The organism is Microcoleus sp. Pol1C5 (assembly GCF_036701115.1).
Classification (GTDB): Bacteria; Cyanobacteriota; Cyanobacteriia; order Cyanobacteriales; family Microcoleaceae; genus Microcoleus.
The window spans coordinates 35,615-61,410 of sequence record NZ_JAUBQE010000012.1; the positions used below are offsets into that span (position 1 = coordinate 35,615).

At 44.4% G+C, this 25,796-nt stretch carries 24 protein-coding genes and 1 pseudogene; 10 read left to right on the forward strand and 15 right to left on the reverse strand.

What is annotated here, in order from left to right:
* Nucleotides 1-233 precede the first annotated feature (233 nt).
* Together QUA23_RS09095 and QUA23_RS09100 are read left to right on the forward strand one after the other, a co-directional pair.
* Nucleotides 234-1,007 (forward strand): hypothetical protein, encoded by a 774-nt coding sequence (locus QUA23_RS09095; protein WP_333075351.1) that lies wholly within the window; start codon nt 234-236, stop codon nt 1,005-1,007.
* Nucleotides 1,008-1,249: 242 nt separating this feature from the next.
* Entirely contained in the window at nt 1,250-2,290 is a 1,041-nt protein-coding gene (locus tag QUA23_RS09100) for a DUF5895 domain-containing protein (protein WP_333075353.1), read from the forward strand.
* A 122-nt stretch (nt 2,291-2,412) separates the two neighbouring features.
* Here the strand turns inward: QUA23_RS09100 and QUA23_RS09105 are convergent, their stop codons facing one another.
* The 4 genes from QUA23_RS09105 to QUA23_RS09120 all read right to left on the reverse strand — a co-directional run bounded on the left by QUA23_RS09105 (nt 2,413) and on the right by QUA23_RS09120 (nt 6,883).
* Nucleotides 2,413-3,120: a hypothetical protein gene (locus tag QUA23_RS09105; protein ID WP_333075355.1), complete on the reverse strand. Its 708-nt coding sequence runs from the start codon at nt 3,118-3,120 to the stop codon at nt 2,413-2,415.
* A gap of 209 nt (nt 3,121-3,329) precedes the next feature.
* Nucleotides 3,330-3,848: a hypothetical protein gene (locus tag QUA23_RS09110; RefSeq protein WP_333075356.1), complete on the reverse strand. Its 519-nt coding sequence runs from the start codon at nt 3,846-3,848 to the stop codon at nt 3,330-3,332.
* A gap of 50 nt (nt 3,849-3,898) precedes the next feature.
* Nucleotides 3,899-6,178: a M23 family metallopeptidase gene (locus tag QUA23_RS09115; protein ID WP_333075357.1), complete on the reverse strand. Its 2,280-nt coding sequence runs from the start codon at nt 6,176-6,178 to the stop codon at nt 3,899-3,901.
* Between the two features lie 366 nt (nt 6,179-6,544).
* A complete protein-coding gene (locus QUA23_RS09120; RefSeq protein ID WP_333075358.1) occupies nt 6,545-6,883 on the reverse strand; it encodes a hypothetical protein in 339 nt (112 codons plus the stop codon).
* Nucleotides 6,884-7,359: 476 nt separating this feature from the next.
* Between QUA23_RS09120 and QUA23_RS09125 the strand changes: the two genes are divergently transcribed.
* The 3 genes from QUA23_RS09125 to QUA23_RS09135 all read left to right on the forward strand — a co-directional run bounded on the left by QUA23_RS09125 (nt 7,360) and on the right by QUA23_RS09135 (nt 10,558).
* Nucleotides 7,360-7,929, forward strand: a complete 570-nt coding sequence (locus QUA23_RS09125; protein ID WP_333075359.1) for a hypothetical protein — start codon at nt 7,360-7,362, stop codon at nt 7,927-7,929.
* Between the two features lie 55 nt (nt 7,930-7,984).
* Nucleotides 7,985-8,569, forward strand: coding sequence for a class I SAM-dependent methyltransferase (locus QUA23_RS09130; protein ID WP_333075360.1), 585 nt, complete (start codon nt 7,985-7,987; stop codon nt 8,567-8,569).
* A 195-nt stretch (nt 8,570-8,764) separates the two neighbouring features.
* Nucleotides 8,765-10,558 (forward strand): bifunctional 3'-5' exonuclease/DNA polymerase, encoded by a 1,794-nt coding sequence (locus QUA23_RS09135; protein ID WP_333075361.1) that lies wholly within the window; start codon nt 8,765-8,767, stop codon nt 10,556-10,558.
* A 9-nt stretch (nt 10,559-10,567) separates the two neighbouring features.
* Here the strand turns inward: QUA23_RS09135 and QUA23_RS09140 are convergent, their stop codons facing one another.
* The 6 genes from QUA23_RS09140 to QUA23_RS09165 form a co-directional block, all read right to left on the reverse strand.
* Nucleotides 10,568-11,734: a hypothetical protein gene (locus QUA23_RS09140; protein WP_333075363.1), complete on the reverse strand. Its 1,167-nt coding sequence runs from the start codon at nt 11,732-11,734 to the stop codon at nt 10,568-10,570.
* Nucleotides 11,688-12,050, reverse strand: coding sequence for a hypothetical protein (locus QUA23_RS09145; protein ID WP_333075364.1), 363 nt, complete (start codon nt 12,048-12,050; stop codon nt 11,688-11,690). The genes QUA23_RS09140 and QUA23_RS09145 overlap by 47 nt, the downstream gene beginning before the upstream one ends.
* Nucleotides 12,047-14,464 (reverse strand): Piwi domain-containing protein, encoded by a 2,418-nt coding sequence (locus tag QUA23_RS09150; protein ID WP_333075365.1) that lies wholly within the window; start codon nt 14,462-14,464, stop codon nt 12,047-12,049. Before QUA23_RS09150 ends, QUA23_RS09145 begins: the two co-directional genes overlap by 4 nt.
* Nucleotides 14,464-15,390: a PD-(D/E)XK nuclease family protein gene (locus tag QUA23_RS09155; RefSeq protein ID WP_333075366.1), complete on the reverse strand. Its 927-nt coding sequence runs from the start codon at nt 15,388-15,390 to the stop codon at nt 14,464-14,466. Before QUA23_RS09155 ends, QUA23_RS09150 begins: the two co-directional genes overlap by 1 nt.
* 2 nt (nt 15,391-15,392) lie before the next feature.
* The gene (locus tag QUA23_RS09160) at nt 15,393-15,752 is read right to left on the reverse strand and encodes a helix-turn-helix transcriptional regulator (protein WP_333075367.1); all 360 of its coding nucleotides are present in this window, start codon (nt 15,750-15,752) and stop codon (nt 15,393-15,395) included.
* Between the two features lie 212 nt (nt 15,753-15,964).
* Nucleotides 15,965-17,551, reverse strand: a complete 1,587-nt coding sequence (locus QUA23_RS09165; RefSeq protein WP_333075368.1) for an AAA family ATPase — start codon at nt 17,549-17,551, stop codon at nt 15,965-15,967.
* A 323-nt stretch (nt 17,552-17,874) separates the two neighbouring features.
* Here QUA23_RS09165 and QUA23_RS09170 point away from each other — a divergent pair, with 323 nt between their 5' ends.
* On the forward strand, nt 17,875-18,573 hold the full coding sequence (locus tag QUA23_RS09170; RefSeq protein ID WP_333075369.1) for a hypothetical protein: 699 nt from the start codon (nt 17,875-17,877) through the stop codon (nt 18,571-18,573).
* A gap of 296 nt (nt 18,574-18,869) precedes the next feature.
* Nucleotides 18,870-19,304, forward strand: a complete 435-nt coding sequence (locus QUA23_RS09175; RefSeq protein ID WP_333075371.1) for an aminoacyl-histidine dipeptidase — start codon at nt 18,870-18,872, stop codon at nt 19,302-19,304.
* 597 nt (nt 19,305-19,901) lie between these two features.
* On the opposite strand, the gene QUA23_RS09180 is transcribed toward QUA23_RS09175, so the two are convergent.
* From QUA23_RS09180 to QUA23_RS09190, 3 genes and pseudogenes are all read right to left on the reverse strand, one after another.
* Nucleotides 19,902-20,078 carry a hypothetical protein gene (locus tag QUA23_RS09180; protein WP_333075372.1) on the reverse strand — a complete coding sequence of 59 codons (177 nt, stop codon included), beginning with the start codon at nt 20,076-20,078 and terminating at the stop codon, nt 19,902-19,904.
* Nucleotides 20,079-20,361: 283 nt separating this feature from the next.
* Nucleotides 20,362-20,769: a hypothetical protein gene (locus QUA23_RS09185; protein WP_333075374.1), complete on the reverse strand. Its 408-nt coding sequence runs from the start codon at nt 20,767-20,769 to the stop codon at nt 20,362-20,364.
* 247 nt (nt 20,770-21,016) lie between these two features.
* Nucleotides 21,017-21,160, reverse strand: a pseudogene (locus QUA23_RS09190) (transposase); the annotation flags it as partial.
* A 269-nt stretch (nt 21,161-21,429) separates the two neighbouring features.
* Between QUA23_RS09190 and QUA23_RS09195 the strand changes: the two are divergent.
* Nucleotides 21,430-22,227 (forward strand): tetratricopeptide repeat protein, encoded by a 798-nt coding sequence (locus QUA23_RS09195; RefSeq protein ID WP_333075376.1) that lies wholly within the window; start codon nt 21,430-21,432, stop codon nt 22,225-22,227.
* 18 nt (nt 22,228-22,245) lie between these two features.
* On the opposite strand, the gene QUA23_RS09200 is transcribed toward QUA23_RS09195, so the two are convergent.
* On the reverse strand, nt 22,246-23,160 hold the full coding sequence (locus tag QUA23_RS09200) for a cation diffusion facilitator family transporter (protein WP_333075377.1): 915 nt from the start codon (nt 23,158-23,160) through the stop codon (nt 22,246-22,248).
* 398 nt (nt 23,161-23,558) lie between these two features.
* On the opposite strand from QUA23_RS09200, the gene QUA23_RS09205 reads away from it, so the two are divergent.
* Nucleotides 23,559-23,735, forward strand: coding sequence for a YnfA family protein (locus QUA23_RS09205; RefSeq protein WP_333075378.1), 177 nt, complete (start codon nt 23,559-23,561; stop codon nt 23,733-23,735).
* Between the two features lie 156 nt (nt 23,736-23,891).
* The gene (locus QUA23_RS09210; protein WP_333075379.1) at nt 23,892-25,211 is read left to right on the forward strand and encodes an Nramp family divalent metal transporter; all 1,320 of its coding nucleotides are present in this window, start codon (nt 23,892-23,894) and stop codon (nt 25,209-25,211) included.
* Nucleotides 25,212-25,479: 268 nt separating this feature from the next.
* Here QUA23_RS09210 and QUA23_RS31020 read toward each other — a convergent pair whose 3' ends face one another.
* Nucleotides 25,480-25,704: a helix-turn-helix domain-containing protein gene (locus tag QUA23_RS31020; RefSeq protein ID WP_445243484.1), complete on the reverse strand. Its 225-nt coding sequence runs from the start codon at nt 25,702-25,704 to the stop codon at nt 25,480-25,482.
* Nucleotides 25,705-25,796: the final 92 nt, after the last annotated feature.

Sequence of the window (25,796 nt, forward strand, 5' to 3'; positions counted from 1 at the left end):
AATTCAATATTTTGTCTATCGCTCAATTAACTATGACCTCAGTTGTAGCTACAACTTAGTGTTTGCAGACAAGTAAGCTTAAATCAAAATTACTCAGTGTTAGTTCAGTCTTGGGAACGAGCAATTACAGCCAACAGTTCTAACTTTCGGTAGAAAACAACCAGCACTTGATATTATCCCTGCTAACGCAGTCAACAGGATAGGAAGCAAAATTATTGAAAGATATTTTTAGCGTGAACAAGAAACAAAAAGAGTGGCTGTCAGAGCTTTTGAAGAGACACCCGGACTATGAAATTTTAAAACGCAGTACCATCAAACTAGGAAGAGGCGACATTTCGCTAACTTTAGAACGTACAGAATGGCTCTACATGGGAGCCGTTGAAGTAAAATATTCAGGAGCCTATCTACCTGGATTAAAGTGGCATTATCTTAACGCCAGACTATCCAGAACGGGCAAATTGCTTTCCGACTTAACCTACAACTCTAAAGTCGTGTCTTACCCTCACTGTCCGCTGGCGCCTGACTGGTTGACAAAATCTAAATTAGAAGAGGTGAAAATTCAGGAAGGAGAACAGATGAATTTCCCCTTTCACGAAGCTGTACTGATGGTAAGCCAGCCCCCATTATTGAAAGGGAGTTTTTACCGAGCGAAGCGGTGGCATAGGCGCAAATCAGAACGATCGCCTGTAGCAAACAGTCGCCCCACTCCAAAACCTTTCCAGCGCGAACTGCCATTTTTGAAGCCAAAAGCCCTAGCTCCCGATACTAAATTTGTCCCCCTTGCTTGTATTGATGGCGCTCTCGTACAGGTTCCTGAATATCTAATAAAGTTGTTAGAAGAAGCCAATGCTAGTCTATCTGAACGAGCAGATGCAGCTTCTTTGTATGCGATCGCGGGTTTGAAAGGAGCCATCAATTTTGTTGAAGGGCTACCTCTACTGCGGACAATAGGAATAAACGCTTTACCGAGCGTCTATCGCGCCCAATATTGGCAGCAAGGAAATTAAAAGCATTGTGAGTGCTTGATTCTGATAATAGCGCAACTTCAGAAATTGCTGAAGCTGCGCGAGCGCTTTCACAAGCGTTCTTTTTTTTTGCACACTTAATTAGTCTTCCTCACCATTCGGTAGTTCTGTACTACCAGTTAATTTATTTATGAATTTTTAATTTTTTTGACCAAATTACTAGGCTTAACTGTGCTACCTCTTACCCTTTTTAAAGGTAAGGCTACCGCCTTGCAGGAACTGCAATGTCACAAACTTTTAGAATGGTTAAAACCAATAGTAAAGCTAAAGCAAAAAGCTCAAATAACGCAGGAATGACTGAAGGCACAATCCCACATCAGTCAGAAGACCTTGATTTTGAAATTGACCCCGAACTCCTAGAACCCGGTCACAATCAAGTAAGGCGACCAATTCTGCCCTATGGCATCGTCATCAACGAACAAGTGGCGGGAATATTAATTCCAGAGGATCAGCTAGAAAAAGCCAATTGGTTTGTCATGCCAACAGAAGAGGAAATGACTACAATTGGACTAACAGAAGATGTTACAGGCTTGCTGTTCTCTAAATGCCGCTTATGCGTGCTGGGATTCGTCCCTGAATACATTCGTTACAAGAATGACGTCCCCGATCTAGGCGGTAGTGTTGTCGGGCTGTACGAAGAGTATAAAGCTCAACTCGATAAAAAGATAATGGATGTTGTTAGCGAACACGCCATTGTCTTCTTGGATGAAAACAATCGTCCCAGACACAGCACGCCTATTGTCGTCAGATTTAAAAATGTTGCGCTTTGGAGCTTTAAAGCAGCCAGAGACGAATTCTACCGTCTGTTGGAAAAAGCATTTGCCGATTATTTCCAAATTCCTTTCAGCGGGAAAACCGATAAATGGCGGAGCCTCGGTATCCTAGAGGTGGAATTCAAAGGAGTTAAAGAAGGTGAAGGCTCTAATAAGAGCTACTGCTGTAAAACTGTCAGCTATACCAAGCCAACTGCTAATAATTTCCCCTTTCTATATCTGGGACGCCCGCAGCATAAAAATGCGATTTGGGGGCTGCACGATATCATTGCCGGATTCACTGAAACTCCTGCATTACCAGGTACAGCCGAACCGCAAATTCAAGTGCTGCCACCCGCTGCTCGTAAAATAGAAAATGGAAAAAAGCAGACCGCCAATCATAAATCCCCTCGTAAAATTGCCGCTGAAGTAATAGAAGAAGAGGATGATTTCGACTATTTAGATGAAGAAGAGGAGTTCGATGATGATTTTGATGCGGAAGCAGATGACTAACAGCCTCGGTTAGTTACTTTTGAAAAAGTGCCTCATATCCAGTTAGGGAGCGAGGCATTTTTTTATTGGTGCGGAACAGGCGATCGCTAACGAAGAGCCAAGCTCAAATACTTTAAAGTCGCTTATTCCATTTTATTGGGAAGATTAATCAAGGAACTGTTAGCTAACTGGTACTGGCGGCCGTTGAAGCAAAGAAACAACTGCCGAATACCATTTTGTGACGGTTGCTGTACTTGCAAGCAAGGCAAATCAGAGGTTTCTGAGGGGTCACTTACTACTTGAAGTAGCGGTTTATTAGGTGGCAAGTTTTCGTTTAAATAACTAGCAAATACACGACGATGAGGAGGAACATTCTTTCTGAATAAATACCCAGCATATAAGCAACCTCCCGCCCCACAAACTCCAGGGCTGTTAAAATTAAAAATAACTAACCTGCCTGCTTGTCCGTTTACAGCCCAAGCCAACACATTTGATGCTGAATTCTGGGGGTTCAGGTCAGAATTTTCGGCAACTATGCCTTGAACAGTTTCAACAGGGATGAGTCTAGTAGCAGGTGTCCAAGAAATCGTTGTAGCACTCGCGGTGCAACCAGCAGTTCCTAACAACACCGATAACAGCAAGAACAAGACCACTCCAAAGCGGAACCACCGCCCAATAAATAAAAACGATGATACTCTGGACTGAGAATTATTTAGGGAATTAGAAGCGGGGTTTGGGAGTTCCTTATGAGAAGGTTGAGAAAACAGTAATAAATTTTTCTTTGCAGCTATGATTTGTGGCTCCCCTATGTGTTCTGAACCTGAAGTTACTTGTTGCTTTTTGCTAAACATTGCTTTAACCTCCGTGAATTATTTCTATGTAGATGTCATACCAAATCCGGTGATGAAAGACACCCGGCAGATTTACTAAATCCGGTGATGAAAGACACCCGGCAGATTTACTAAATCCGGTGATGAAAGACACCCGGCAAATTTACTAAATCCGGTTTTAGCAAAAGTTAAACTTTTGCTTGTAGGAGTCTTATTAAAGCGAACATATCTCACTTATCTTTGCTGGTTTTACTAAGTGAAGGAACAGTAATCCCAACCTGCTTAAATGCCCAAAGCTCTTCTTCCGAAAATTGCCAAATGGGTTCTCCCAATTTGGGCTGCAAGGTAGAGCGGAACTTATCAATACTCCCTGCCTTGTTGATGGAGTAACGCAATTCTCCCAGAGCGATTTGCCTTGCTATCGGCAGCTTGACAGTGTGGCTGTAAGGATAAAAATCGTTTGTCGGGTTGGAATAAAGCAAGCTACACTGCTTCCCTTGGAGAGAAACCAATACAGAAAAAGGCACGGCATCTCCCTGCAAATAGGCATCGAACAAGCGATATTGAGTGCTGCCATCTGTTACTTCAGTTACAAACTCTGTCCTGAGAGTCCCTAGACCAACTGGAAGGCAAGCTGAAGGGAAATCAGCGTTCCGAGTCGGCTGGCTAAAAGCTGGGGGATGGGTGAATAAACTGCTCAACAAATAAACCAAAAAAGCTGTTAGCAAGCCCCAGGTAAATTTCAACATAATTGTCCGTTTTTTCAAGGAAATCATGGTGCAGAACATCTCCGTTTAATTCAAATTCCTTCTTGAGATGGGTTAACAGCCGTTCCATTAATGCGGATTTCAAAGTGCAAGCGAGGGTCTGCCGTTGTCCCAGTGCTGCCTAGTCCGCCTATGACCTGACCTTGAGAAACACGATCGCCAACTTTGAGTTTCACTGAACCCTCGTGCAGGTGAGCATACCGAGTTGTGCGACCGTTGCCGTGCTCGATTTCGATCCAGTTGCCGTAGCCACCGCCGCAGTTCTTTAACCCTTCCTGGCAGTTAGACACCGCTGTCTTGACAACGCCGCCGCCAACAGCTTTTACCGGACTTCCTATTGAGCCGGCAATTCCAATGCCGTTATAGATTTTCCGCACCCCGGAAACCGGACGAGTTCGCATCCCAAAGCGGCTGGTTACTGGCCCATTCGCAGGCTTGATATACTGACTCGTGGATTGACCGCCGCCGGGGGCAGCACTCGCAGAATTAGAGGATTGCGCCGCACTGGAAGTCGGAACGCAAGCAGCAGCATTCGACTCCGCGATCGCGCTACCTCTCTCTCGATACCGCCTCAAAACGTCCTGTCCGTAACTTGAGAGAGTTAAACGACCGAATGTATCGGTTGAAGAGCCGTCAACTTTGGAATAGTCGCCCCCGAAATGCTTTTGAGCTACTCGCTCAATCAGGCGATCGCCACTAAAAAAACTTCCAGTAGTAGGGTCTTTTTCTTGAGAGGTGGCATTCAGCTTAGAAGCGAGACTTTGAGCAAAAACAGCTTCTCGATCGGCAGGCGGAAAAAATTGAAAAAGTTCTGCTTGAGTGGGTTGATAACCGCCTCGCAGTTTGGCTAAAAATTGCGTACCCCCTGGTTTAGATGAAATTGAACTAGCAGCGTACTCGTCGTAGTTTATAAACTGGTACTTGCCCAACGGAACCCCGCAATTATTTCCGCCATCAACGCAAGCATTAACGCCGGTATTCTCGTAAGAACCGCTGCTTTCAATACTGGCGATCGCTTCCGACAAAGCGGGAACATTGACTCCTTGAACATTGCCAACTGACACTGGCGCTGCTGCAGTGCTACCCGGAGGACAAGGAACATTAATATTAGCTGCTGTAGCTACGCCTTTTGTAACAGGAGAAGATACTCCGCCGCGAACTGCCCCAGTTGGTACAGAGGAAGAGCCGCCAGAGGACGATTCCAGCGCCCCAACGAAAATGGGAGAATTAACCCGATAGGTGAAGAAAGGTACTGGGCCAATGAAATAAGGAGAGCAACCGCAAGGCGAACAAAATCGGAAGAATAGAGCCGTATCAACGGTATCGGTTTGCTCGTCCGGTTCCATGACCACTACCTTAAAAGCACTGCCAAAAGGCAATCTTCCCGTCGGTTCCTTGCCGCCGTTGACAACTTTAAGACAGCCCGATCCGCCCTCCACTTCCTGGTACTTACCGCTAATCCATTGCTTGCCTTCGAGCGAACCGCGAGCGTTCCGACCCGAATTCTCCAGATCGTCTAGTTCGATGTAAGCACAATCATTTTCTTGGCAGGTAACTGAGAATCCCTGAACGTCGGAGCCTGATATCGTCTTAGTTCGCCGTCGCTCGGCGGGGCCATAAATCGCATCAATTCTCATTACTAAATTGCCGAATTCTGCTATTGGATTGGGAAAGCTAGACAGAGGTAAAGCATTCAGCCCAGGTACGTCTTTAATTAAGGTCGTTTGCCAATCTGAAAACGCGCCAAGTTGAGCGCTGCTTAAGTTCGGAATCGAAGACATAGAATACTGAGACAGGTCAATTTCTCCCAGTTTCAACTGACCTAATTGTGGATTGGAACTGAGAACCCGATCTAGAGTGCGATCGGCTACATCAATGCCAGCAGCTTTTGTTGCTAGAAGTCCCGCCACCGGCGCAATCTCTGCGATTTTAAATTGACCGAGAAGAGGGATAGCCTGAACTAACTGATTTAAGGACTGCTTGGCAACTAAAGTAAATGCGCTTAAAGCTACGCTATCTAAATTCAGACCAGCTTGCTGCGCGACAAAACCGAACGATAGCAATTCTGGTTGCAAAGCTTGGCTGATATCGCCCAACATGATGTACTGGTCAGGAGTTTGGCCTGCTGTCCAACTTCGGCTCAAATCATACCCAACTGCCTGCTTGTACTCTCCCGCTGAAAGGCTTCCAGATTGACTAATGGGTGGCATTTGAGAAAAAGAAATTTGTGTCCAATCTGGCAAGAGGGCATTAACTGAAGTAGGATTTCCTTGCCTGTCCATCCCTGGTATTTCTAAAATTTTGGTTGGCATTTCAGTTGTATCAGCAGGAATTCGGACCGTAGCAAATATTGGTTGCTCAAACAAAATGGAAACTATTAAGACTAGAGAGAATAACCATATTGATAATTGCCAGGAGCTTGTTGATAATATTCTTCTCATGTTTGTGCAAAAAACTTTGGTTATTGGTTGAGGATACTGTACAAAAGTTAAGCAATTAAGTGGGAAAAAGGAACCCACCGAACTTAATGAGGCTGCAATTGCGCTTCTTAAAATAAATAAAGCACTCAACCGAGGCTTTACATGGAGCAGCCTCGGCGTAAAGCACTGCAGCTCTAAGTTATCGTCGCCGAAATGAGAAGTTTCATAGAGGCGATTTGTAGCCTGCCATCTGAAGCACTACAGCTCTAAGTCACCGCCGTAGAAATGAGAAGTAGCTGTTTGATTTTGATAGGAATTAGCGTCATTTACGCCTCTCTTAAAATAGGGGTTAGGGTTAGCAGCCGTCTCCGTCCACGGAGTATCTGCTAAATTCAAATCGCCTTCAAAAACGTTTTCTCGATAGCCATCAGCAAAGTAGTCTGGAACCCCGTATCCCTCTGTTTGCTGACTGCTATAACCGTTGCTTCGATATCCGTTAAGGGAAGATTCGCACGGGTTACTTTCACAGCCGCTAACAGCATAGCCATCAGCGCTGTAACCTGGTTCATTGCCATAGATATTGTTTGGCTCGTTCATAAATTATGTAGCTACAAAGTCGTAACAATCAACAATTCAGCGTAGCTAGGGATAACGAGTAAGGGTTTCATCCGATAGTCGTAATTAAACTACCGCCTATCGGCGGATAGACTACGGCGATCGACGTAGCCTATCTGCAAACAACCAAGACCTACTGCTATTGCACGAAACAAAATATAGTGCTGCCATTGCTCTTAATTTCGCCCGCCTTCCATCCAGCAAGGTGGGTAAAAATTACTCAGAAATATAGAGGCGCGTATCTCTGCCGAATTGTTTGCCCAACAGACGGCGCAAATCCCTGTAACTGAATTCGCTACGCGATTTTTCTGATCTTCATTCGTCACACAATTATCCTTCAAAAAGATATGACTCAGCTAAATCTGTTAACGCCCGAATTACTTGAATAAATTACCACTCACCCTGTAAAACCTCAGTCCGGCATTTTGGAAAAGCTGAAGCTATTAGCCCAGATGGGTATGCACCGCGACTTAATAGCCGTGCTACTGGAATTGACCGGAATTCCCCTTCCCCTTTTACGTTACTATGCAGGCCCATTAGTTTTACACAAAACTCCCTGGTCAGAAAGCATACCTGACTGGTTGAAAACGGCTTGCCTATCCGATAGGCTCGATTTGATTGTAGAGGAGTACAGCAACAGAATTGTAGGGAATTACTGCACTTCCACAGAAGTCGTGGCGTATATGATGGGAGCCACATTTGAAGCTCCTCTGCACCACAGTTATTACAACGTCTATATGTGGGCAGCACAAGACACCTTGACAAGACATAATCGGCTACCAAATGGTTACAACTTGTCCGAATTAGCTGAATTTTTTGTCGTGAACTTTGACAGCATCCAAAATGATTATCACCATCTAGCTAGAGCAATTAGGAAAAGCGTTGTCCGCCATGCAGCGTCCCAAGGCTGGGGCAAACGTAAATTGTCCCAAGATAAAAGCGATGATGCAGACGTACCGACAGAAATGGAAACAGCTAAGTCACCAAAAGATAAGTCAAAAGTTGAAGGGCAATTGACTTTATTTTAACACGGAAAAAAAGGCAATCTTCGCCAATTATAGCCCGAATAGCAGCAAAAATAAAATGAAAGATACTTCATCGCTTGCAGAAATGCTATATGAGCGAATCCGAGAAGCTCCACCTTATTCCTGGTTTCCGTCTCCCCCAGAGCTAATTGAGCTTATGGTTGAAGAAGCTCAAATTATTTCAGGAATCTACGCCTTAGAACCAACAGCAGGAGACGGCTTATTGGCGCAGGCTATGGTTAGAGCGGGTGCGATCGTTGATGTAATTGAAATAAACCCGCTGCTACAACAACTTCTGTTTCAAAAAGGGTTCAATCTAGTTGGGAGTGATTTTTTAACAACTGAACCGCAGAGGCGATATAACAGAATTTTGGCAAATCCCCCATTTTCTACGCCCCACATCAAAGGAGTTGATTTAGATATCATACAACGTGCCTATAACCTTTTTCTAGGCAATTCTGGACGCCTGGTAAGTGTTGTTAGCAATTCCATGAATGTCCGAGGCGATCCGCGATCGCAAGCATTTCGAGCCTTTCTTAAGCGCACGTCAGCCAAGTTAATCGAACTTCCCTTAGAAATCTTTTGGGGGAGCGATCGCCCGGTTACTGTTGAGAGCTACCTAGTCGTAATAGATAAAAAGTAGACGATTGCTTCCCCACTATACCGTTTTATTAGTGGGGACAGCACAACTTACCTTTCAACAAATCACTATTACTTTCGGTAGAAATAAATATTAAGAATGTAACTTAGCCTTCTCTACCGAATATCTGCCCCAATATCTCCGCTAGTTCTATCAATTTTACGACTAAAACTATTACATTAAAACCCCTCTACTCCCATGAATAATTCCCCACACTACGCCCCAAATTCTATTGTGGAATACGAGCTGATTACAAACTTTTCCAGACTAAATGATGTCCTCTTGCCTTTAATAAAAGCTCGTGTTATAGCCATAGACACAGAAACCACCGGCCTAGATCTACTTACAGAACGCATCCGACTCATCCAAATAGCTGTTCCCCAACGCCCAGTGATAATTGTCGATCTAGCTGCTTTTGCCGATCGCGAATTATCGCCTTTAAAAGCCCTTCTAAACAGCCGTGCGCTCAAAATATTTCAAAATGGTAAGTTCGACTGGCAGGTACTAGAAATAGCTGGACTTAGACCGTCTGGCCCATTTTTTGATGTCATGCTAGCGAGTCAGGTGTTGCGATCTGGACTCAAGAAAGACCACGATCTACAATCCCTCGCTCTTGAATTTTTAGGAATCAAACTTGACAAAAGCCTACAGTCGAGCAATTTCGGAGGTAAGTTATCAGCTTCTCAGTTAGAATACGCCGCTTTAGATGCTGCTGTCCTGCTGAAACTTAGAGCGCGACTCATCTCAAAACTTCAGAATGCTGGGTTACTCGAAACCGCCGAAATTGAATTTGAAGCGATGCCTGCTGTAGCCCAAATGGAACTAAATGGAATGTTACTGGATGCAAAACACTGGCATTTGGTGGGCGAGCAACTGGAAGCTCAAAAGCAGACTACGCTGGTGGAATTAGTGAAAGCCGGTCTTAAACCAGCCCCTAGCGCACAACTTTCGCTATTTCCAGAGATGGTGGAAACCATAAACCCCCGTTCGTCTGTACAAGTTTTAAGTGCTCTCCATGCTCTAAACATTCCAATTAAGTCAACAAGTAAGAGCGAACTTATTCCTCTAGCTCGTCAATACCCGATTATCCAGTTGCTACTGAATTATCGGAAATTAGCATCTTTGTGTTCCAACTTTGCTGAGGCATTGCCCAAACACATTCACCCGATAACGGGGAGAATTCACCCCAGCTATCGGCAATGTGGTGCGCGTTCTGGACGCTTTAGTTGCAATAAGCCAAACTTGCAAAACGTTCCCAGGAATTGTACGGCAAAGGGGATGCGTGCGTGCTTCATTGCTGCTCCCGGATATCAAATTATTAAAGCAGATTACAGCCAAATCGAGCTAAGGATTGTCGCTGAAATATCTGGCGATCGCCGAATGCTGAATGCCTACGCTAAACGCGAAGATTTGCATACTTTAACGGCATCTTTGATTACAGGTAAGGCATTAGAGGAGGTAACGGCAGAGGATAGACAGATAGCTAAATCAGTTAATTTCGGATTAATTTATGGCATGGGTGCTGCCAAACTCCAAGCTTATGCTGAGGAAAAGTATGATGTTTTTTTAACCTTGGATGAAGCTAAAGAATTCAGAAGACGATTTTTCCAAGCTTATTCTGGAGTCAGAAGATGGCACGACAGCATCAGGAAAACGGTGTACGTCAAAGACATCAAGCAAATCCGTACAATTGGCGGACGTAGAAGACGGTGGGCAAAGAAACCCAGGCTTTCTGAGTTGCTAAATCACCCCGTTCAAGGAACTTCTGCTGATATGTTGAAAGTGGCGATCGCTCGTCTGTTTAAGCTCTTACCCAAGACGGGAGCGAAGTTGATTGGTGTGGTACATGACGAAATTTTGTTAGAGTGTCCAAAGGCAACTTTAAAAAGAACTACACATCTGCTCAAAAAAGTGATGATAGCTGCCGGAAAACTATATCTACAGCAAGTTCCTGTTGAAGTGGAAGTAATAATTTCTTCTTCTTGGAGTTGAATACAGTCATTAGCGATCACACTCAGTCAACAGATTCTCAACTTCTTGCTTTTCCCAATTAACATACATTGAGGGATTCTGCCAAAACTTTTGCCATGCCTGATTTAACAAATTATGGATAGGATCTTGAGTCATAGGGGTTGCGATTCGAGCTTGAATCTCTTGTACAGCATCCCAAGCCTTATTTGCGACTGTCTCAATGAGAGTAGTAGGATAGCAGCGATGGTATTCAGGTTCTGGTTGGGCTACAATTTGCTCGAGAAACTTACTCCATTTCTGCTGAATCTGTTCAGCCATTTCTGGGAATCCTGATAAGTGCAGTGCATACAGCATAGCAGTCATCCTTGCATGGTCACACGGATGGGAGGTACGTCGCATAAATACCTCATAAGGATCGCCTCCGCGTTTAATCACTAGATGAAGATGCGACCAAACAAATGCAGGCCCCAAGGTATACACACCATACAAGTCACAAAAGAACTCCTCTATCCAAAACTGAACCCACGATCTTTGCCAAACATGAAGCAAATCGTACAAATGCTTTGGACCGCGACGATACTCCGCTTTATTTTTCTCCTCGTTAAAGTGATTAATAACCTCAACTATTGCATCTTCAAATCGATGCTGAAATGGTTCTATGAGGGGATCATTTCTCTCGGTAAAAAAAGGATGTGCCAACTCATGATACAAATCTGGTAAATGTAATAAAAACTTGCCTTCTATTAAGGGAATACAAAGCAGATTGAATGTAGGATAGATACAAAAATAACTTTGTGACAGAGTTGTAATTACTGGAGTTAGACGAGGATATTTAATCTCCCGCGTAATTTTACTAATTAATGAATTTATTTTGTGATCTTCATTGGAAGCTCGACTCAATGCAGCAATTCCTACTGTTTCAAGCGCATCCATTTCTGACACGATGCGCTTAAATGCTCGTAAGTGTTCTGAGCCAAAGGCAGTATTTATAGATGACTGCAATGTTTGTAGCAACCGAATTGATTCATCAACTCGTTGTTTGCACGTCGTTCTCAAGGCATCATAATCCCTAGGAAGATCGCGCGGGATGCTAGCTGTTAATACCCGCCCGCGCTCAATCATTTGTGGAATTGTACCTGCCAGATAGTGATTAAGCATTGCCACCTCGCATCCGAGCAAATGCGTTTGCCCTTTCATACTCTAGCATTTTTGCTAGTTTTTCTAGTTTTGCCATATCGAGCGGCGTAATTTGATTTGACAAAAGTGCCTGACCAAGTTGATTCCATTCAGAAAGACTTTTTCTTGGGGTATCTTCCAACAAAACGGCTAATAATTGAGCATCCAAACTCCTTGGTGATTGCGTCAAGCTAATTAGAAGTTGCCCCAACTGTCTCTGCTGGTCAGAGATTGCTGTCTGCTGTTGTTGTTTGAGTTGAATCAAGGTTTGATCCAGTAGTTCAGCGCATTCTGCAAGCCGATTATAAAGAGTGGAATATAAACCGATCGTACTCATGCTATTGCCTCCTCGCTGTCTTGCCCACTATCAGTGAATTCATCGGAGATAGCTTCGGAATCTATATCTTCCGATAAATCAAATCGAAGTGCATCTTCATCATATTCACTAGCGTCTTCACTCAGCCTCCGATCGTTGAGCTTTGTAGTGATTGGATAACGGCTACAATCATCAGGTTTTGTCCAGGTTAAAGCCGTTAAATAGTAAATATCTTCTAAACATAACTTAAAAGACAGATTGCCTTCGATATATTTGATATGCAGCGGCTTAACTGTTCCTTGCCTTAAAAAGGGTCGTCCCGTTGAGCAGAGATATCCATCATTGTTGATGATACGGTAACAGCCGATTTTAGGATTTTGCACAAATTGTGGCTGCCCCCCTTGATCGATGACATCAAATAACCGCAGGGATACTGGGGCTGATTTCGAGATTTCTAAAATTGTCAAAGTACCACCTTCAGGTAAAGTTCCTTGTACCTTAAGTGTTGCGATCGCTTGTTTTGCACCTTCAATTTCACAATCATAGATCCGCCCGTCACGATGAATAACAATGTTTAGAAGCAGCTCTGTTGTTTGCTGTGCTTCTTTTGTCAAAATCTCAATTAAACAAGCTTTAACCCGCTCGCTAGATAACTGTTCTTTCTGTTTGGATGTAATTGGCGGCAGCGTCCAAATTCGACTTCCGTCCTTATTGACAACAATGTAGCCTGCTGTGTGATGTTTAACATCAATGCCAATAGTAATATCCGCGTGCAAAGGGGTATCCAAGACAAACGGCCATCGCTCATTGGTGAGTAGTACCTTATTCAAGGCAACAGCGCGAAGATAGCCTTGCAATTTTCCCTGCTGTTGGCTTCGGGCAGCATAGAAAGGTTGTCCACGTTCGTTGTAACGTAATTCGTAGCACTCTTGCCCCATTGCTGAGTGAATTGTAGCTGCGTATAAATCATAGTCTTTCAGTTCCCTGACAACTAGAGCTGCAAGGGGATCGTGCAGGTGCGGTAAACGGTTAAAAGTATGCGGCAGCATCACAACGCCGTAACCTGGTTGAAGTTGAAGATCGTCAACCGTTTTCAGAATGGCTCTACCCTGCTCAATGTAGGTTCGGAAACCACGATCGGGGTAGTAGATTACTTGAGGTTTGTAGCCTCCTCCTGCTGGATAGAGTTGATCGACAGCCTTTTTTATATCCTGAACAAACTTAGATCCAAAACTATCTCCGACGGTTTGAGGAAGCAAGAGATACTGACGATCGAATTGTTCTCGCACATACACTCCAGCATTTGAGCTGCGAAGTAGTTCTAATCTCGTCCGCCCAACTCGATCTAGAGTTACTTGGGTCGTTCCTTCGGTGCCGCGAACCGACAACCGATGGTTATTTCCAAAACGGTAATCCGGCAGTGTGAACATTTCCTCTGAAACCTGTTCAGGGATATCGGCAACTTTGAGCGTAATATTGCCAAATTTTATCTCTCGCAGGTACTTCTCAACTAACTGACAAATCGCTGAATGTCGAATATGGGGTTTCAAAATGGTGTGCGAATGATACCTCTGAATAGTAGGATCTGTAGTGTCATACACTAAGTGACATAACGCTGCGATCGCTGCCCGATCTTTATCCTGATTATTGAAATAATGAACCACTGCCGCGTCTTGAGCTATAGATGCTAAATCTTGTGGAATTGGCTTGCGCGAATGTTTAATGCTGTAGTCAAGCAAAGGAAGCAAATTATTATTTTCTGGAATCATTTCTTCCATTGCATTTAAGTCGGAAAGCTCGCTCAGTTGAATTTCATACCACTGATGTCCGTAATGATAAATGCAATGCTTGGCTTTATATTGCTGAAATCCTTGTTCGGTTAAATAAGTCGGTAAAGGGTCTCGACTGATAAACTTATGTTGCACATCAACGCATAATCCAATCCCCCCTTTCTCAGTGAACGCTGGACGAACAGAAAATCCGCGAAATAGTAAGATTGAATCAAATTCTTGATAAGGAGTCTTCTCAAAAAAAGGTTTTCCAGCAGATGGTTGCCACAACTGTGCATTGTCAAATAGAGCAGACTGCACCATGAAACGAAGGAATCGCTGGCAAATTTCATCATTTTGTGGAGTACGCAGTGAGTAATCCAGGGTTAAGGTATCGCCTGTTGATTTGAAATACACAGCCCCTCGGACAATCTGACAACGCTCAGGTGGCTCTGGTGCATTAGCAGAAACGACAAGGTAGGGTTTTTCGTCACGTTCGATAATAGTAACTGGATGTTTTAGCTGATAACTTAACCGATGAATCAAACTCTGCCGATTCTGGTAGTAATCAGAATGCCGCTTAAGACCCTTTATTTCATACAGTCGATATCGCGTCGCAAGTTCAGCAAGGTTTAAAAATAGAAAAACGTTACTTTGTATGCCCATTACGCGGACTCCCAACAAATTGATTGATAGTTACAAAACTGGCAGGTTTCAGGGGAAAAAGCTGTCAAAAAGTCCATTGGATCAAGTGTTGATTTTTTTGAATCTCCTACGATTAGTTGCATTGCGCTGATGCTTTCAGCCATGAAGTTATCAATTTCAGAAATGCGCGCTTCGTCTAATTGATAAGGTCGGATCTGATTTGTCAGTAATTGAACTTCCCAAAGTTGAAGGTCACTAACTTCCCACTGTGACAATTTGGGAAAATCTCTGTGCGGTTTTCCTCGGGTTAGAGCGAGTGCATAGATCCCAAGTTGCTTCCAAGCTCTGTAAATTCCGGAGAAGTGTACCTTCCAATCAATAATCAATGGAGGCTGGTTGGAATAGAAAGCAATAATATCTGGTACAGCTCGAACTGTTTCACCAGTATGTGAAAATGACAATGGGCGTTGAGCTACAAGATACTGAGCTTTTCTCAGTTCTGCCCAAACTTCAGGCATGGCAAATAAATTTGTTAAGGCTTGCTCAATTTCTGCTTTTGCCTTTTTTATCTCTATCTCAGGAATTTCACCGCCATATTCCATGCAATGAAATACAGCAAAGTCAGATTCCAATTGGGAAGGTGAAAGTCCTGGTTGATGCAGAGGGTGTTGTCGAGCAAACTTGAGTTGTCGGTCAAATAGCTCTTTCGCCTTCTCTTGAGCAACTATGAATGAAGGAGTTCGTTTTGCTTTTAACGTCGGAACAATAACCTCACTAATCACAGAATCTACAATCTTGCCACGCCAAGAACTGATACTATCCAGTTTACTTAGCAAATAGGCTTTACGACGGACAGGATCTTTTGCCTTCCAATTTCCTAGACAGTTTTTGTAGTACCACTGCCGTTGACATTTTTTGAACGTTTTTGCCGCAGATAAAGACCACATAATCAACGTTTCCGTTTGTTTTGTTTTGAGCGCAGATACTTGAGATAATCGGCTAATTCATCGGCTTCGTCAGGGCTAACTGGTCCTAACCTGGCAGCGATATCTGTGAGCGATGTATCTAGCTTTCCGCTTTGCGGGACTGGATAACCGGCTAGTTCCAAGAGGGTTGTATATGGAATGTTATACAGATCGCTAAGCTTACGCAGGATGACTGGAGAAGGTGAACGAATTTTGCCCCTCTCTAATTGGCTGATATAGGCATTAGAGATACCTGTTTCTGTTTCCACTGCACGCAGCGTCAATTTTTGATACTGACGAGCAGAAGCGAGAAATGAACCTAAATTGTTTGATTCTGGACTCATGTGCTAATTATATCAAGCTTGCTAAGTCTGTCAAGCAGATTTTTCTTTATTGTCAGTCAAGCAAGCTCATGCTGGTTCGACAGAACTCGTTTTAACCCAAAACCTAGAAGCTCTCGCTACCACAGATAGCCAGCTCGACAGATTCCTTCAATAACTGCGGCGCAATCGCAGGCATTTCAAAAAACTCAACCGGAAGCGATTGCACAATTCAACTAACCAAACAATTCCTGTAGCGGAATAGAAAATCGCGATCGATCCTGCCCAATAGCCGATCTAGCATAAGTGGCTTGATTGCGAATCGCTAGAATTTGCTCCTCATCCCGCAGCATCGACGGCGTAAACTGGTAACGCTGTTGCCGGAGGTCGTTCAAAGTCACTTTCAATTCATCCGGCTGTTTACCTTGTACCCGATCGCGATAATATATCTCCTCAGCACATTTTCTCACGGCATTGCCTATTTCTGCTGGCGTACAAAGCCTGTAATCCCTCAATAAAATCCGCCACTCATCATCCGTCCAAGGCGAAATACAAGCATTGCGGAACTCAGGAAAATATTTTTTGAGATGAAGATTGAAAATCTCATACATCGCCCCTTCATGAGGCAAATCCACAAAGAAAATATCATCAAAGCGACGAATTAATTCCGGCGGTAACATCCCCAAACGGTTAACTGTCGCCACGATATAAATTGGGTATTGATGCTCTTGCATCCACGTTAAAAGCTTCCCCGATAAGCGCCTAGAAACTCCGCCATCTGAATTGGAATCCCATCCTGCAAACCCTTTATCAAAATCATCCCAATAGAGAATTGTAGGACTTAAAGCCTGAGTCAGTTCCAGCAATTCGCGCAAAGCTAAATCTGGTCTGGAAGAACCAACAATCGAACCCCAATCAGCCGCCAACAGCGGTACTCCCATCTTCTTAGCCGCAAGTTTAGCACTCAGACTTTTGCCCGTACCCGGCGGCCCCCAGAGAATCATTCCCTTGGGAAATTTGAGTCCGTATTTCTCTGCTTCTGGACTCAACAGAGAAGCCACCTTTGACAGCGATTCGTCTAGCAAGTCTAAACCACCTGCATCCGGCACATCTGCCTCGGCAATAAACTCTAAGCCTCGCCCCCGCAGCTTGTTAACCTTGTGGTCGAGCACCAACTGCGCTATTTCCTCTACAGTCGAAGCAAAAGCTAGCGATCGCTCCAAAATCAACTCGATCTCACCTTGGGGCAACCCCTGGCAAGCTCGAACCAAAGCAGTTTGCAACACCTCGTCGCCTTTGTCGCCAAGCCAAGGATTGCGATCGCAAAACAACTCCACCACCTTTTGCGCTGCAACTCGCGACGGTAATGGAGTCGTCAGTACGGGAATCAACGGCTGCAAGTTCACCGGCAATTGTATGTAGTTTTCCAGCATCACCCAAAACTGAGGAACCGCAGACCAAGATGAGTGATAGTAAGCATTTGCCAGTTGAAACCCCAGACGCGAACTCACCTGACCGGATTCGTCAAAATCTAGCACTCCCTCAAGAATGTAAATTCCCTCTCTCTTACTCTCTAATAGAAACTCAAGCACGTCAGAATCTGGGTGCAAGTCAGTATTTTGCAAGATACACTGACCGTCCCCACTCACAATTTCCTGCAAGCAACTGTACCCTGAGTTCCAAAAGAAAACAGGCAAATGCAGTTCCTGCCCCCAATTGTGAAACTGTGTTAAAACTCTGATTCTGTCAGGCGTGTAATACTCCAGGCCGACAATCTTAATGCCTTTTTGGGCCAAAGCGAGCCAGTCATTGATGGTACGCATAAATTCAACGGTAAGAAATATTCAAAGGTACTCTTCTCATTGATAGGCTACGGTCTAGCGTTGCCATCAGCCAACAGTTCTACAGCAGCCAAACCTCCGCTTAATTCTTAGGAATTATTTACCTAATTTCTTAAATATACATAATTATGTATTTCGGCTGCTCTCAAAAAAACACACCGAATTATTACATAAATTTATTTTAAAGTAACAATTTTATAAATAATTATTAATAACAATAAAAAAAACTAATTATAAATTTGATGAAATTTGAGAGCGCCTAACGGCGCTGTTAGCCGTGAAGTAGTTTAATTAAATCAAACTTCATGGCTACAACAACAGCTAAAAACCATAACTCTCGCCCATCCAATGGAGCGGTGGCTTTGAATGGCAAAAGCAATGGTGCTGCTAAGTCAAAAAGCCCAGCGACAGCTACCCAATCGCAGGTCAGTCGCCGTTCGACACTCACTGTAGAAGAGCAAGCAGACGCACTTCTAGACCGCGTGCGAACTACCATCCTGAAAAAGTTTGGAGTCAAAATTCAACTGCGCGAAAAACGCCTCCAAACTAAGGTAGGTCACGCTACCAAGGAAAAACTAGGTTTGGATATTGCTGCACAGTTGAAAAAACGCGGCAAAACGATGAACTGGCAGCGTTGGAATAACGAAGTGTTTCCAGCTCTATTTGGTCAACCCGATGCACTGCGCCACGATATGGAAGTCATTGCGCTTGTGATGGCAAAACTATACGACGTTTTCGAGCTTGACCCGCAAGAAGCAATTAAAGGTCTTGTCAAATTCAATCAAGAATCGCTTGCTAAGCGCAATAGCTATAACAAGCAGGATGAATCCGATGATGAAGATGATGATGATGTGGATGACTTAGAAGATGAACTTGATGCTGATGAAGATGATGAAACAGATGAATCCGAAGAAGACTTGGATGAGGACAGCGAGGAAGACTTCGATACCGAAGACGAAGAAGATGAGGACGAAGATGAGGACGAAGATGAAGATTTAGAATAGTCTTTCACCGTCGCTCAAATTTTACAGCTTCCTTCACCGTCGCTCTTGTTGAATATGTAAAACTCTGCTCTACCTAAAAACGGTAGAGTAGAGTTTTTTATTTTATTCATCTTATTAGTATTTTAATAGTTTTCAACTTTCAGGGAAATGTTTAAAGTATTAATTGCTTTCAATTTAATTATTTTTAAACACAGTTATTAATATTTTATGTGAAAGTTAAGCCCAATAGTTAAACTTAAAGACGCAGCGATTGCTGCTGTGTATATGAACAAACTTGAATTCAGGAATATTGAGAAATGAGAGTCACTGAAAAAGTTCAAAAAACTAATGCAACCCATACCGCTAAAGCTCATAAGACTCAGATAAAAGCCCTAGACAAGTGCATTAGTTACAACGATAAACTTCGCCTAATGGTACTAGAAGTTTTGAGAGAAGAATCAGGTCGGGAACTGGCAAGTGTTGCTCGCTTTAACGGTGGCGAATTTGATTGGGAGACACATAATGCCCAATTTCGCGCTGACTACAGCGAGACACCTTTAAAAGAGTTGATGCGTGCTAGTCGCATACTATACGGATTGACCGATATGGATGCAATCCGCGATCGCCGCGCCAAGCATCGGGGCATTCGCAATCAACGGCTCGCCCGTCAGAGCAGCCCAGTTGCTTCCAGCTCGCAAAGTGTGTATGAAGAAGTGGATGTTGCTGACGACGACATCGATGATTTGGATTAAGTCGCTTGAGCAACTAAAAATGTCAAAAATAGCCTGTTAAGGGCGGCTTCCCCACTCCTAGAATGAATGAGGAGTGGGGAAGCTTATTGCCACCCACCCTTTAATTCAGAGCTATTTTACTTTGTAAAAACCGTATTTGACCTGGATGCGGATTTTAGAAGGCTAAAAAAGGAGGAAAAAAGAGGAGACAACAGCACAGTTTTTCCTTTTTATACCTCCTTTTTCCTACTTTTTTGCTCGCAATCAGTATAAATGCTTATTGGTTTTTGTAAAGAATTGTTGCTTTTGGCGTGATTTTTTGTATTTTAGACCCTTGTAAATCCTCCTCAATCCTCGTAATTAGTACGGTAGTCGCATAGCAAGCCATGTCAAATGTACGTACAAAAGTCGAATTTGAGCACTTTTTGCCAATTTAGGGTTTTTGCAAGACTGCAATAGGAATTGTTGGTAGCTGCGAGTTGCGCTCACGCTCACTCTGGAAGCCTTGGCAAGAAAGTTTGATGGGGCAGTTTGGACTTTGACGCTCGCTGTATCCTCACTCGCGTGAGTCGATATTGAAGCCAGGAGCGAGCCAGTTGGTGTACAGGACAGCCGCCTTTACGATGGAGCCTCGCCGGGTACGACACAAGCCCGAGGGTGCAGTTCGGCATTAGCGGCGGATGCCCGACGCGATCGCGCCTTGCCCTCCTGTTTGCGATTTTGCAGCCGGCTGATGTCAATGATGGCGAGGGAATCGTTCGTCCGATAGCCAGCAAGAGCGCGATCGCCTTGCACTTAGGATTACCGCATTCATGAGGTGCATTGTTTTTATTTAAAAGTAATAAATAAAGCTTTGTACGGACAAAACCATTGCTTGCTACTAACAAAGAACAGCCATAACCTGTTGGGATTGGTTATGGCACGAACAGCACAAAAAAGCAGCAATTTGGCAGGAAAGTGCAGGCGGAAAGCAGGATATTTTCGGATAAAAGCAGGTAGAGTGCAGTCCCTGCAAATACCTGTATCTCACTGATTTTGTACTGCTTTCCGCCTGACTTCATACTGCAAATGCCTGACTTTAGGGCATACGAAAATTAGCTAATTTTTTTGGTGGCGGCTTCGATCGACAGTGCGAGTCGCTCACAGATAAGTCTGCTGGAATTCGACAAATGTTTTCATGGGAGTAACTCAAATTTTTTGGGGTGAATTTGCGGATACGGAGGCCATCCGCGCGCGGTATGTGGTTTGCGGGCGATGGTGTAAGTTCGTTCCAGATTGCAGCGCGATGAGCGTACCCGGGCTGGCAAACATCGGCTAGCACATTCTGAAGGTCGATCGCTGGAAGTCGATCGACCGCAGCGATTGCCAATCGCACGAACGCGAAACACTCGCCTTGGGTAGCCTGGTCTATGCTTATGCTTCCTCCGTCAAGCCCAATTTTCAGAATCAGGCGCGAATCTGTTTTCGGAATTTGAAGGTGGCTCAAAATCTGGTAGCAAATTAAGCTGATGGGATTGAGCGTCTACTGTTTCGGTTGGCGACGGAGGTTCCGGCGCTAACTCCGATGGGGCGATCGGCACAAATGACTAATGCTCTAAGGCGAAACGAAATCAGTCAGTTGAACGTTCAAGATTTTGACCCAGCCAGTAAGACGCAAGCGGATTCTTGGCAAGGGACGCGGTACGCAAGCTGAGACGATCGATTTGGGTTTTGCGACTTGTGGTCGAGCGCCATGACGGCTTTTTGGGCTGATGGCAATAAGCAATCAAGCCGCCGAGAATATTGACAAAGCCATTGACTGGAGAACGATGGCGTGAATGCTCGATTTGCGAGATGTTCTTTAATAACTGGTCGATGATCGTTTCGATAATACTGCGAGGTCGGTTCCGAAGCTGAAGTCCACTGCCTAAAAGTTGCTGTTTCCATTGTGGCTCAAAGCCTCGACAGAAATTATCGACGGAGCAGAACAGTTCTTCTAGACTAAACATGAGGGCAAACTGGGCTGGAGGTTTTAGCATTTTCAGCCTATCGGGTTTGCCCCCTTCTTGTCTCCATCCTTATCCCGAACTCAGGTTAGCTTATTTGAATCTCTAGCTTATTTGAATGTTGAGGCAGAATAGGAAAAGAAGCTGTGAGGGTTTGAACAATGAACTGGCTCCATAAATCTACTGTCATCAGTGGCATCCTGCTCTTAATCACCACGACAACCTTTTTACTCTCTAAAAAGACAATCGCTGCCGAGGTTCCAGAAACTAGAGCGATTGAATTACTGAATCAAGGACAAACCCGTGCAAGACAAGGTGACTTATCGGGGGCGATCGCTGCCTATACCCAAGCCATTGCGGCTAATCCAAGATACACCGAAGCTTATATTGATCGAGGACTGGCACACCATGACTTAGGAGACTTTAGACGAGCAATCGCAGATTTTGAACAGGCGGTTCAACTTAATCCTGACAGCGCTAGAGCCATTTACAATCGCGGGGAAGCCAAAGCCGATACAGGGGATTTGTCCAGTGCCTTGAAAGATATGACACAGGCGATCCGTCTCAACCCTAACTATGCAGAGGCATATAATAATCGAGGTGTTATTCAAGTGCAGATGGGCAATTTACAGGCTGCCGTTCGTGATTTAGATCAGGCGGTTCAAGCAAAGCCAAACTACGCTGATGCTTACTATAACCGAGGAAAAGCGAAAACGACTTTAGGAGATGCAACAGGTGCCATCTCTGATTTTACTCGCGCCATTCAGCTTAACCCTAAGCTCCCAGATGCTTATGGTAATAGGGGCATTCTTTATGCTGAAACTGGAGATCAGCAAGCGGCACTACAAGATTTACAAACGGCTGCCCGATTATTCCAGCAAGCAGGCGACCAAGATAGCTACAATCTAACGCTGGGGTATATTCAGCAAATCCAGCAGGCTCCCAATCGTTCTCAATGATAGAGAGATTGGGTAGCTTTAGACAACTCGATCAGGAGCTAAAGCACAGGAACGCTGAGAATTTCCGACTTCAATTTGAATCGTAGGGTGTTCAACTCCAAAATGCTCATGAAGTTCATGACACAGATCCAGTAGAAAATCATCACCAGGATGACCGTCTGGCATCACTAGATGAACCGTAAGAGCAGTCTGAGTGGTACTCATTGCCCAGATATGGAGATCGTGAATTTCAGCGACACCGGGACGCTCTGTTAGAAAAGTACGAACGGCTAAGGGTTCAATCCCTTCTGGAACAGCATCTAAGGCTAAATTTACTGAGTCTTTCAGCAATTGCCAGGTGCCAACTACAACCACAGCAACAATCATCAGGCTGACCACTGGATCGACCCATTGCCAGCCTGTTAAAACAATTGCGACTCCTGCCACGACAACTCCAGCCGACACGCCTGCGTCGGCTGCCATGTGTAAAAAAGCTCCACGAATATTCAAATCTCCATGCCGTCCTGACATAAATAGCAGAGCGGTGATAGTGTTGATGGCAATTCCAACTATCGCGACCCAAATGACGGTTCCACCTGTGATCGGCTCAGGATGACCAAACCGTTGAATCGCTTCCCAAGCGATCGCTCCCATTGCCAGCAGCAGGAGAATCGCATTGAGTAGAGAAACTAGAATAGAGGAACCCCGGAGTCCATAGGTGTAGCGATGAGTGGGCTGCTTGCGACCCAGAAAACTCGCTCCCCAAGCCAGCACTAAACTTAAAACATCGCTAGAGTTATGCCCAGCATCAGCCAGCAAAGCGATGGAGTGTGACAAGACACCATAAACTGCTTCAACAATGACAAAAATGATGTTGAGTGCAATGCCGATCGCGAAGGCTCGGTTGTAATTGTTGATTCCATGTTCATGTCCATGATGATGACTATGTATCATTGCTTACCCCTACATACCTAGTTCTAAATAGTCAAGATCAAAATTCTCAAGAACACTGGATATCAATTTCTTTACCAAAAGGGTTCTTTAATTACAATCAGGAGCAAGAATTCCACATTGATCGCTTCTGCAAGTCATTCCCATAGCCTTAAACTGGACTTCCCCCGTACAAATGCAATAAAATATCTAAAACATTTACCAATTATAGGTTTCAATTGTTGAGTGAAAAAACTGTACCCAAGTTAAAGGAATAGCCGTTTTGGCGATCGCGCAGAACGCAATAGATTCAATATAATTGGTGTAAGCTTGCAGGCGTGAATAACCTACATGGCTACAGAAATTTTACTCAACAATTGAAACTTTTGCAATCATAGGCTTTTGAGCCTATGTAAGTATATTTGCAGGGGGAAGTCCAGTTTGAACGAGCCTATGCCGCTTATGGTGGAATTTTCATCATCCTGTCCATTATTTGGGGATGGAAAGTAGATCAGATGATGCCCGAGCGCATGGACTGGCTTGGAGCCACAATTGCTTTGGTTGGTGTCTTGGTCATCATGTACGCCCCTAGAACTTAATTCCATTCATTAATTCTGATTTAAGCTTGAGAAGTTGTCCTTCTCAGGCTCAGTTCCCATTGAATCGCTTCCTGGAAGCATGAACTTTTCTAAAGGCTTTCTGAGCGTAGAAGGTGGTACGGTTAATTATGAAATAATTATGAAAATACTCTAACAATGGCGATCCCAGATCATCCTCCTAGTTTGCCAGAAGTTCACCGCAGTATCTCGATTCCTGCTGCTAAAGGCTTTTGGCGTAAGATGTTGGCATTTGCAGGACCGGGCTACCTCGTTTCTGTAGGGTATATGGACCCTGGAAACTGGGCAACTGATATTGCTGGGGGTTCACGGTTTGGCTACACCCTGTTGAGCGTGATTCTGCTCTCAAACCTGATGGCAATTTTGCTGCAATCGCTTTGTGTGCGACTGGGGGTTGCTACAGGAAAAGATTTAGCGCAGGCTTGTCGAGACTACTTCAGTCCGCGTATCAGCTTCGTGTTGTGGGTATTGTGTGAGATTGCCATTGCTGCCTGTGATTTAGCAGAATTATTGGGAAGTGCGATCGCCCTGCAACTGCTGTTTGGCATTCCGTTACTGTGGGGCGTGTGCATCACGGCGCTGGATGTGTTGGTATTGCTATTCCTGCAAGGCAAAGGCTTTCGCTATGTGGAAGCGCTCGTTATTACGCTGGTAGCAACCGTTGGCGTGTGTTTTGGTGCAGAAATTTTATTCTCTCGTCCTGATGTGGGCGGAATTTTACAGGGCTACTTGCCGAATCGGGAAATTTTGCGAAACCCAGAAAAGCTTTACATTGCGATCGGGATTTTGGGCGCAACCGTGATGCCGCACAACCTGTATCTGCATTCGTCGATCATTCAAACTCGTGCTTGGCAACCTACACCCGAAAAGAAATGGGAAGCGATTAAGTTTGGCACGATTGATTCGACGGTTGCTTTGTCTTTTGCCCTGTTCATCAACTCTGCCATTCTAATTGTTGCTGCTGCGACCTTTCATTTCTCTGGTTATCACGAAGTCGCTGAGATTCAGGATGCTTATAAGCTGCTATCTCCTCTGCTGGGTGTGAGTGCTGCCAGTGCCATTTTTGGATTGGCTCTGCTGGCTTCTGGTCAAAGCTCGACACTGACAGCAACTTTGGCAGGACAGATTGTGATGGAAGGCTTTTTGAGATTTCGCCTTCCAGCCTGGTTGCGGCGGTTAGTCACTCGCTTGCTGGCAATTATTCCGGCTTTGATTGCGATCGTGTTTTTTGGCGAGCAAAGTACTGGGCAACTGCTGGTTTTCAGCCAGGTGATATTGAGTTTACAGCTTTCATTTGCAGTGATTCCATTGGTGATGTTTACCAGCGATCGCCGCTTGATGGGTGAGTTTGTCAATCCAAAGTGGTTGAAAGTTTTGGCTTGGGCAGTTGCGACCATCATTGTTGCGCTAAACGTTTGGCTACTTGTACAAACGGTTATTGGTTGGCTTAACTTTTAGAGCACTGCTCCATTGACTCCATTGAATTACTTGATGAAGATAAACCTTTCCATAGGGTAGCGATTGCTTCGGAAACGGCGGATTCTGTATGGGCTGATTGATGTAATTCGATCGTCTCCGACAACGCTAAATTATGTAAATGAGAAAGTAAGATCGTTGCTACTCCAACGCTATCTTTTTGGACTCGTCCTAAAATGGGAGTACATTTTATCAGCTTTGGCTACTGTTGCATAACTTTGGAGAACTGGTATTATCTTAGTCTTTAATTTTAGAGGGTTGGGCGGGGTACACTCTTCTTAGAAGCCGTTGAGCCGATTTCTTCAAGCTGCTGTTTCCATCTATAAAGTGTTGGGCGACTAATTTTCAGGAGTCGGCTTACTTGACTGATTAATACTCCATTCCCAATCAGGTCAAGCGCACGTACTCGTAAATCTTCACGCTCTGGCGATCGCCATAAAATATTACATTTTATCTTTCTCCTTGTTTTCTCTATTTTAACCTATAACTAGACCAGCGCGAAGCGCTATAAGCTCAATCTTTGTTTCATCAGGCTAATGATTAAGAGGCTGGCAGCTTCTCCTTAGA

Excerpts from the sequence above, each read along its gene's own strand:
- QUA23_RS09145 (WP_333075364.1), bottom strand. The coding sequence starts at position 12,050 with ATGAGTACGATCGGTTTATATTCCACTCTTTATAATCGGCTTGCAGAA.
- QUA23_RS09130 (WP_333075360.1), top strand. The coding sequence starts at position 7,985 with ATGAAAGATACTTCATCGCTTGCAGAAATGCTATATGAGCGAATCCGA.
- QUA23_RS09135 (WP_333075361.1), top strand. The coding sequence starts at position 8,765 with ATGAATAATTCCCCACACTACGCCCCAAATTCTATTGTGGAATACGAG.
- QUA23_RS09175 (WP_333075371.1), top strand. The coding sequence starts at position 18,870 with ATGAGAGTCACTGAAAAAGTTCAAAAAACTAATGCAACCCATACCGCT.
- QUA23_RS09125 (WP_333075359.1), top strand. The coding sequence starts at position 7,360 with ATGCACCGCGACTTAATAGCCGTGCTACTGGAATTGACCGGAATTCCC.
- QUA23_RS09110 (WP_333075356.1), bottom strand. The coding sequence starts at position 3,848 with ATGTTGAAATTTACCTGGGGCTTGCTAACAGCTTTTTTGGTTTATTTG.
- QUA23_RS09105 (WP_333075355.1), bottom strand. The coding sequence starts at position 3,120 with ATGTTTAGCAAAAAGCAACAAGTAACTTCAGGTTCAGAACACATAGGG.
- QUA23_RS09165 (WP_333075368.1), bottom strand. The coding sequence starts at position 17,551 with ATGCGTACCATCAATGACTGGCTCGCTTTGGCCCAAAAAGGCATTAAG.
- QUA23_RS09100 (WP_333075353.1), top strand. The coding sequence starts at position 1,250 with ATGTCACAAACTTTTAGAATGGTTAAAACCAATAGTAAAGCTAAAGCA.
- QUA23_RS09140 (WP_333075363.1), bottom strand. The coding sequence starts at position 11,734 with ATGAAAGGGCAAACGCATTTGCTCGGATGCGAGGTGGCAATGCTTAAT.
- QUA23_RS09170 (WP_333075369.1), top strand. The coding sequence starts at position 17,875 with ATGGCTACAACAACAGCTAAAAACCATAACTCTCGCCCATCCAATGGA.
- QUA23_RS09160 (WP_333075367.1), bottom strand. The coding sequence starts at position 15,752 with ATGAGTCCAGAATCAAACAATTTAGGTTCATTTCTCGCTTCTGCTCGT.
- QUA23_RS09200 (WP_333075377.1), bottom strand. The coding sequence starts at position 23,160 with ATGATACATAGTCATCATCATGGACATGAACATGGAATCAACAATTAC.
- QUA23_RS09210 (WP_333075379.1), top strand. The coding sequence starts at position 23,892 with ATGGCGATCCCAGATCATCCTCCTAGTTTGCCAGAAGTTCACCGCAGT.
- QUA23_RS09150 (WP_333075365.1), bottom strand. The coding sequence starts at position 14,464 with ATGGGCATACAAAGTAACGTTTTTCTATTTTTAAACCTTGCTGAACTT.
- QUA23_RS09120 (WP_333075358.1), bottom strand. The coding sequence starts at position 6,883 with ATGAACGAGCCAAACAATATCTATGGCAATGAACCAGGTTACAGCGCT.
- QUA23_RS09155 (WP_333075366.1), bottom strand. The coding sequence starts at position 15,390 with ATGTGGTCTTTATCTGCGGCAAAAACGTTCAAAAAATGTCAACGGCAG.
- QUA23_RS09115 (WP_333075357.1), bottom strand. The coding sequence starts at position 6,178 with ATGCCAACCAAAATTTTAGAAATACCAGGGATGGACAGGCAAGGAAAT.
- QUA23_RS09195 (WP_333075376.1), top strand. The coding sequence starts at position 21,430 with ATGAACTGGCTCCATAAATCTACTGTCATCAGTGGCATCCTGCTCTTA.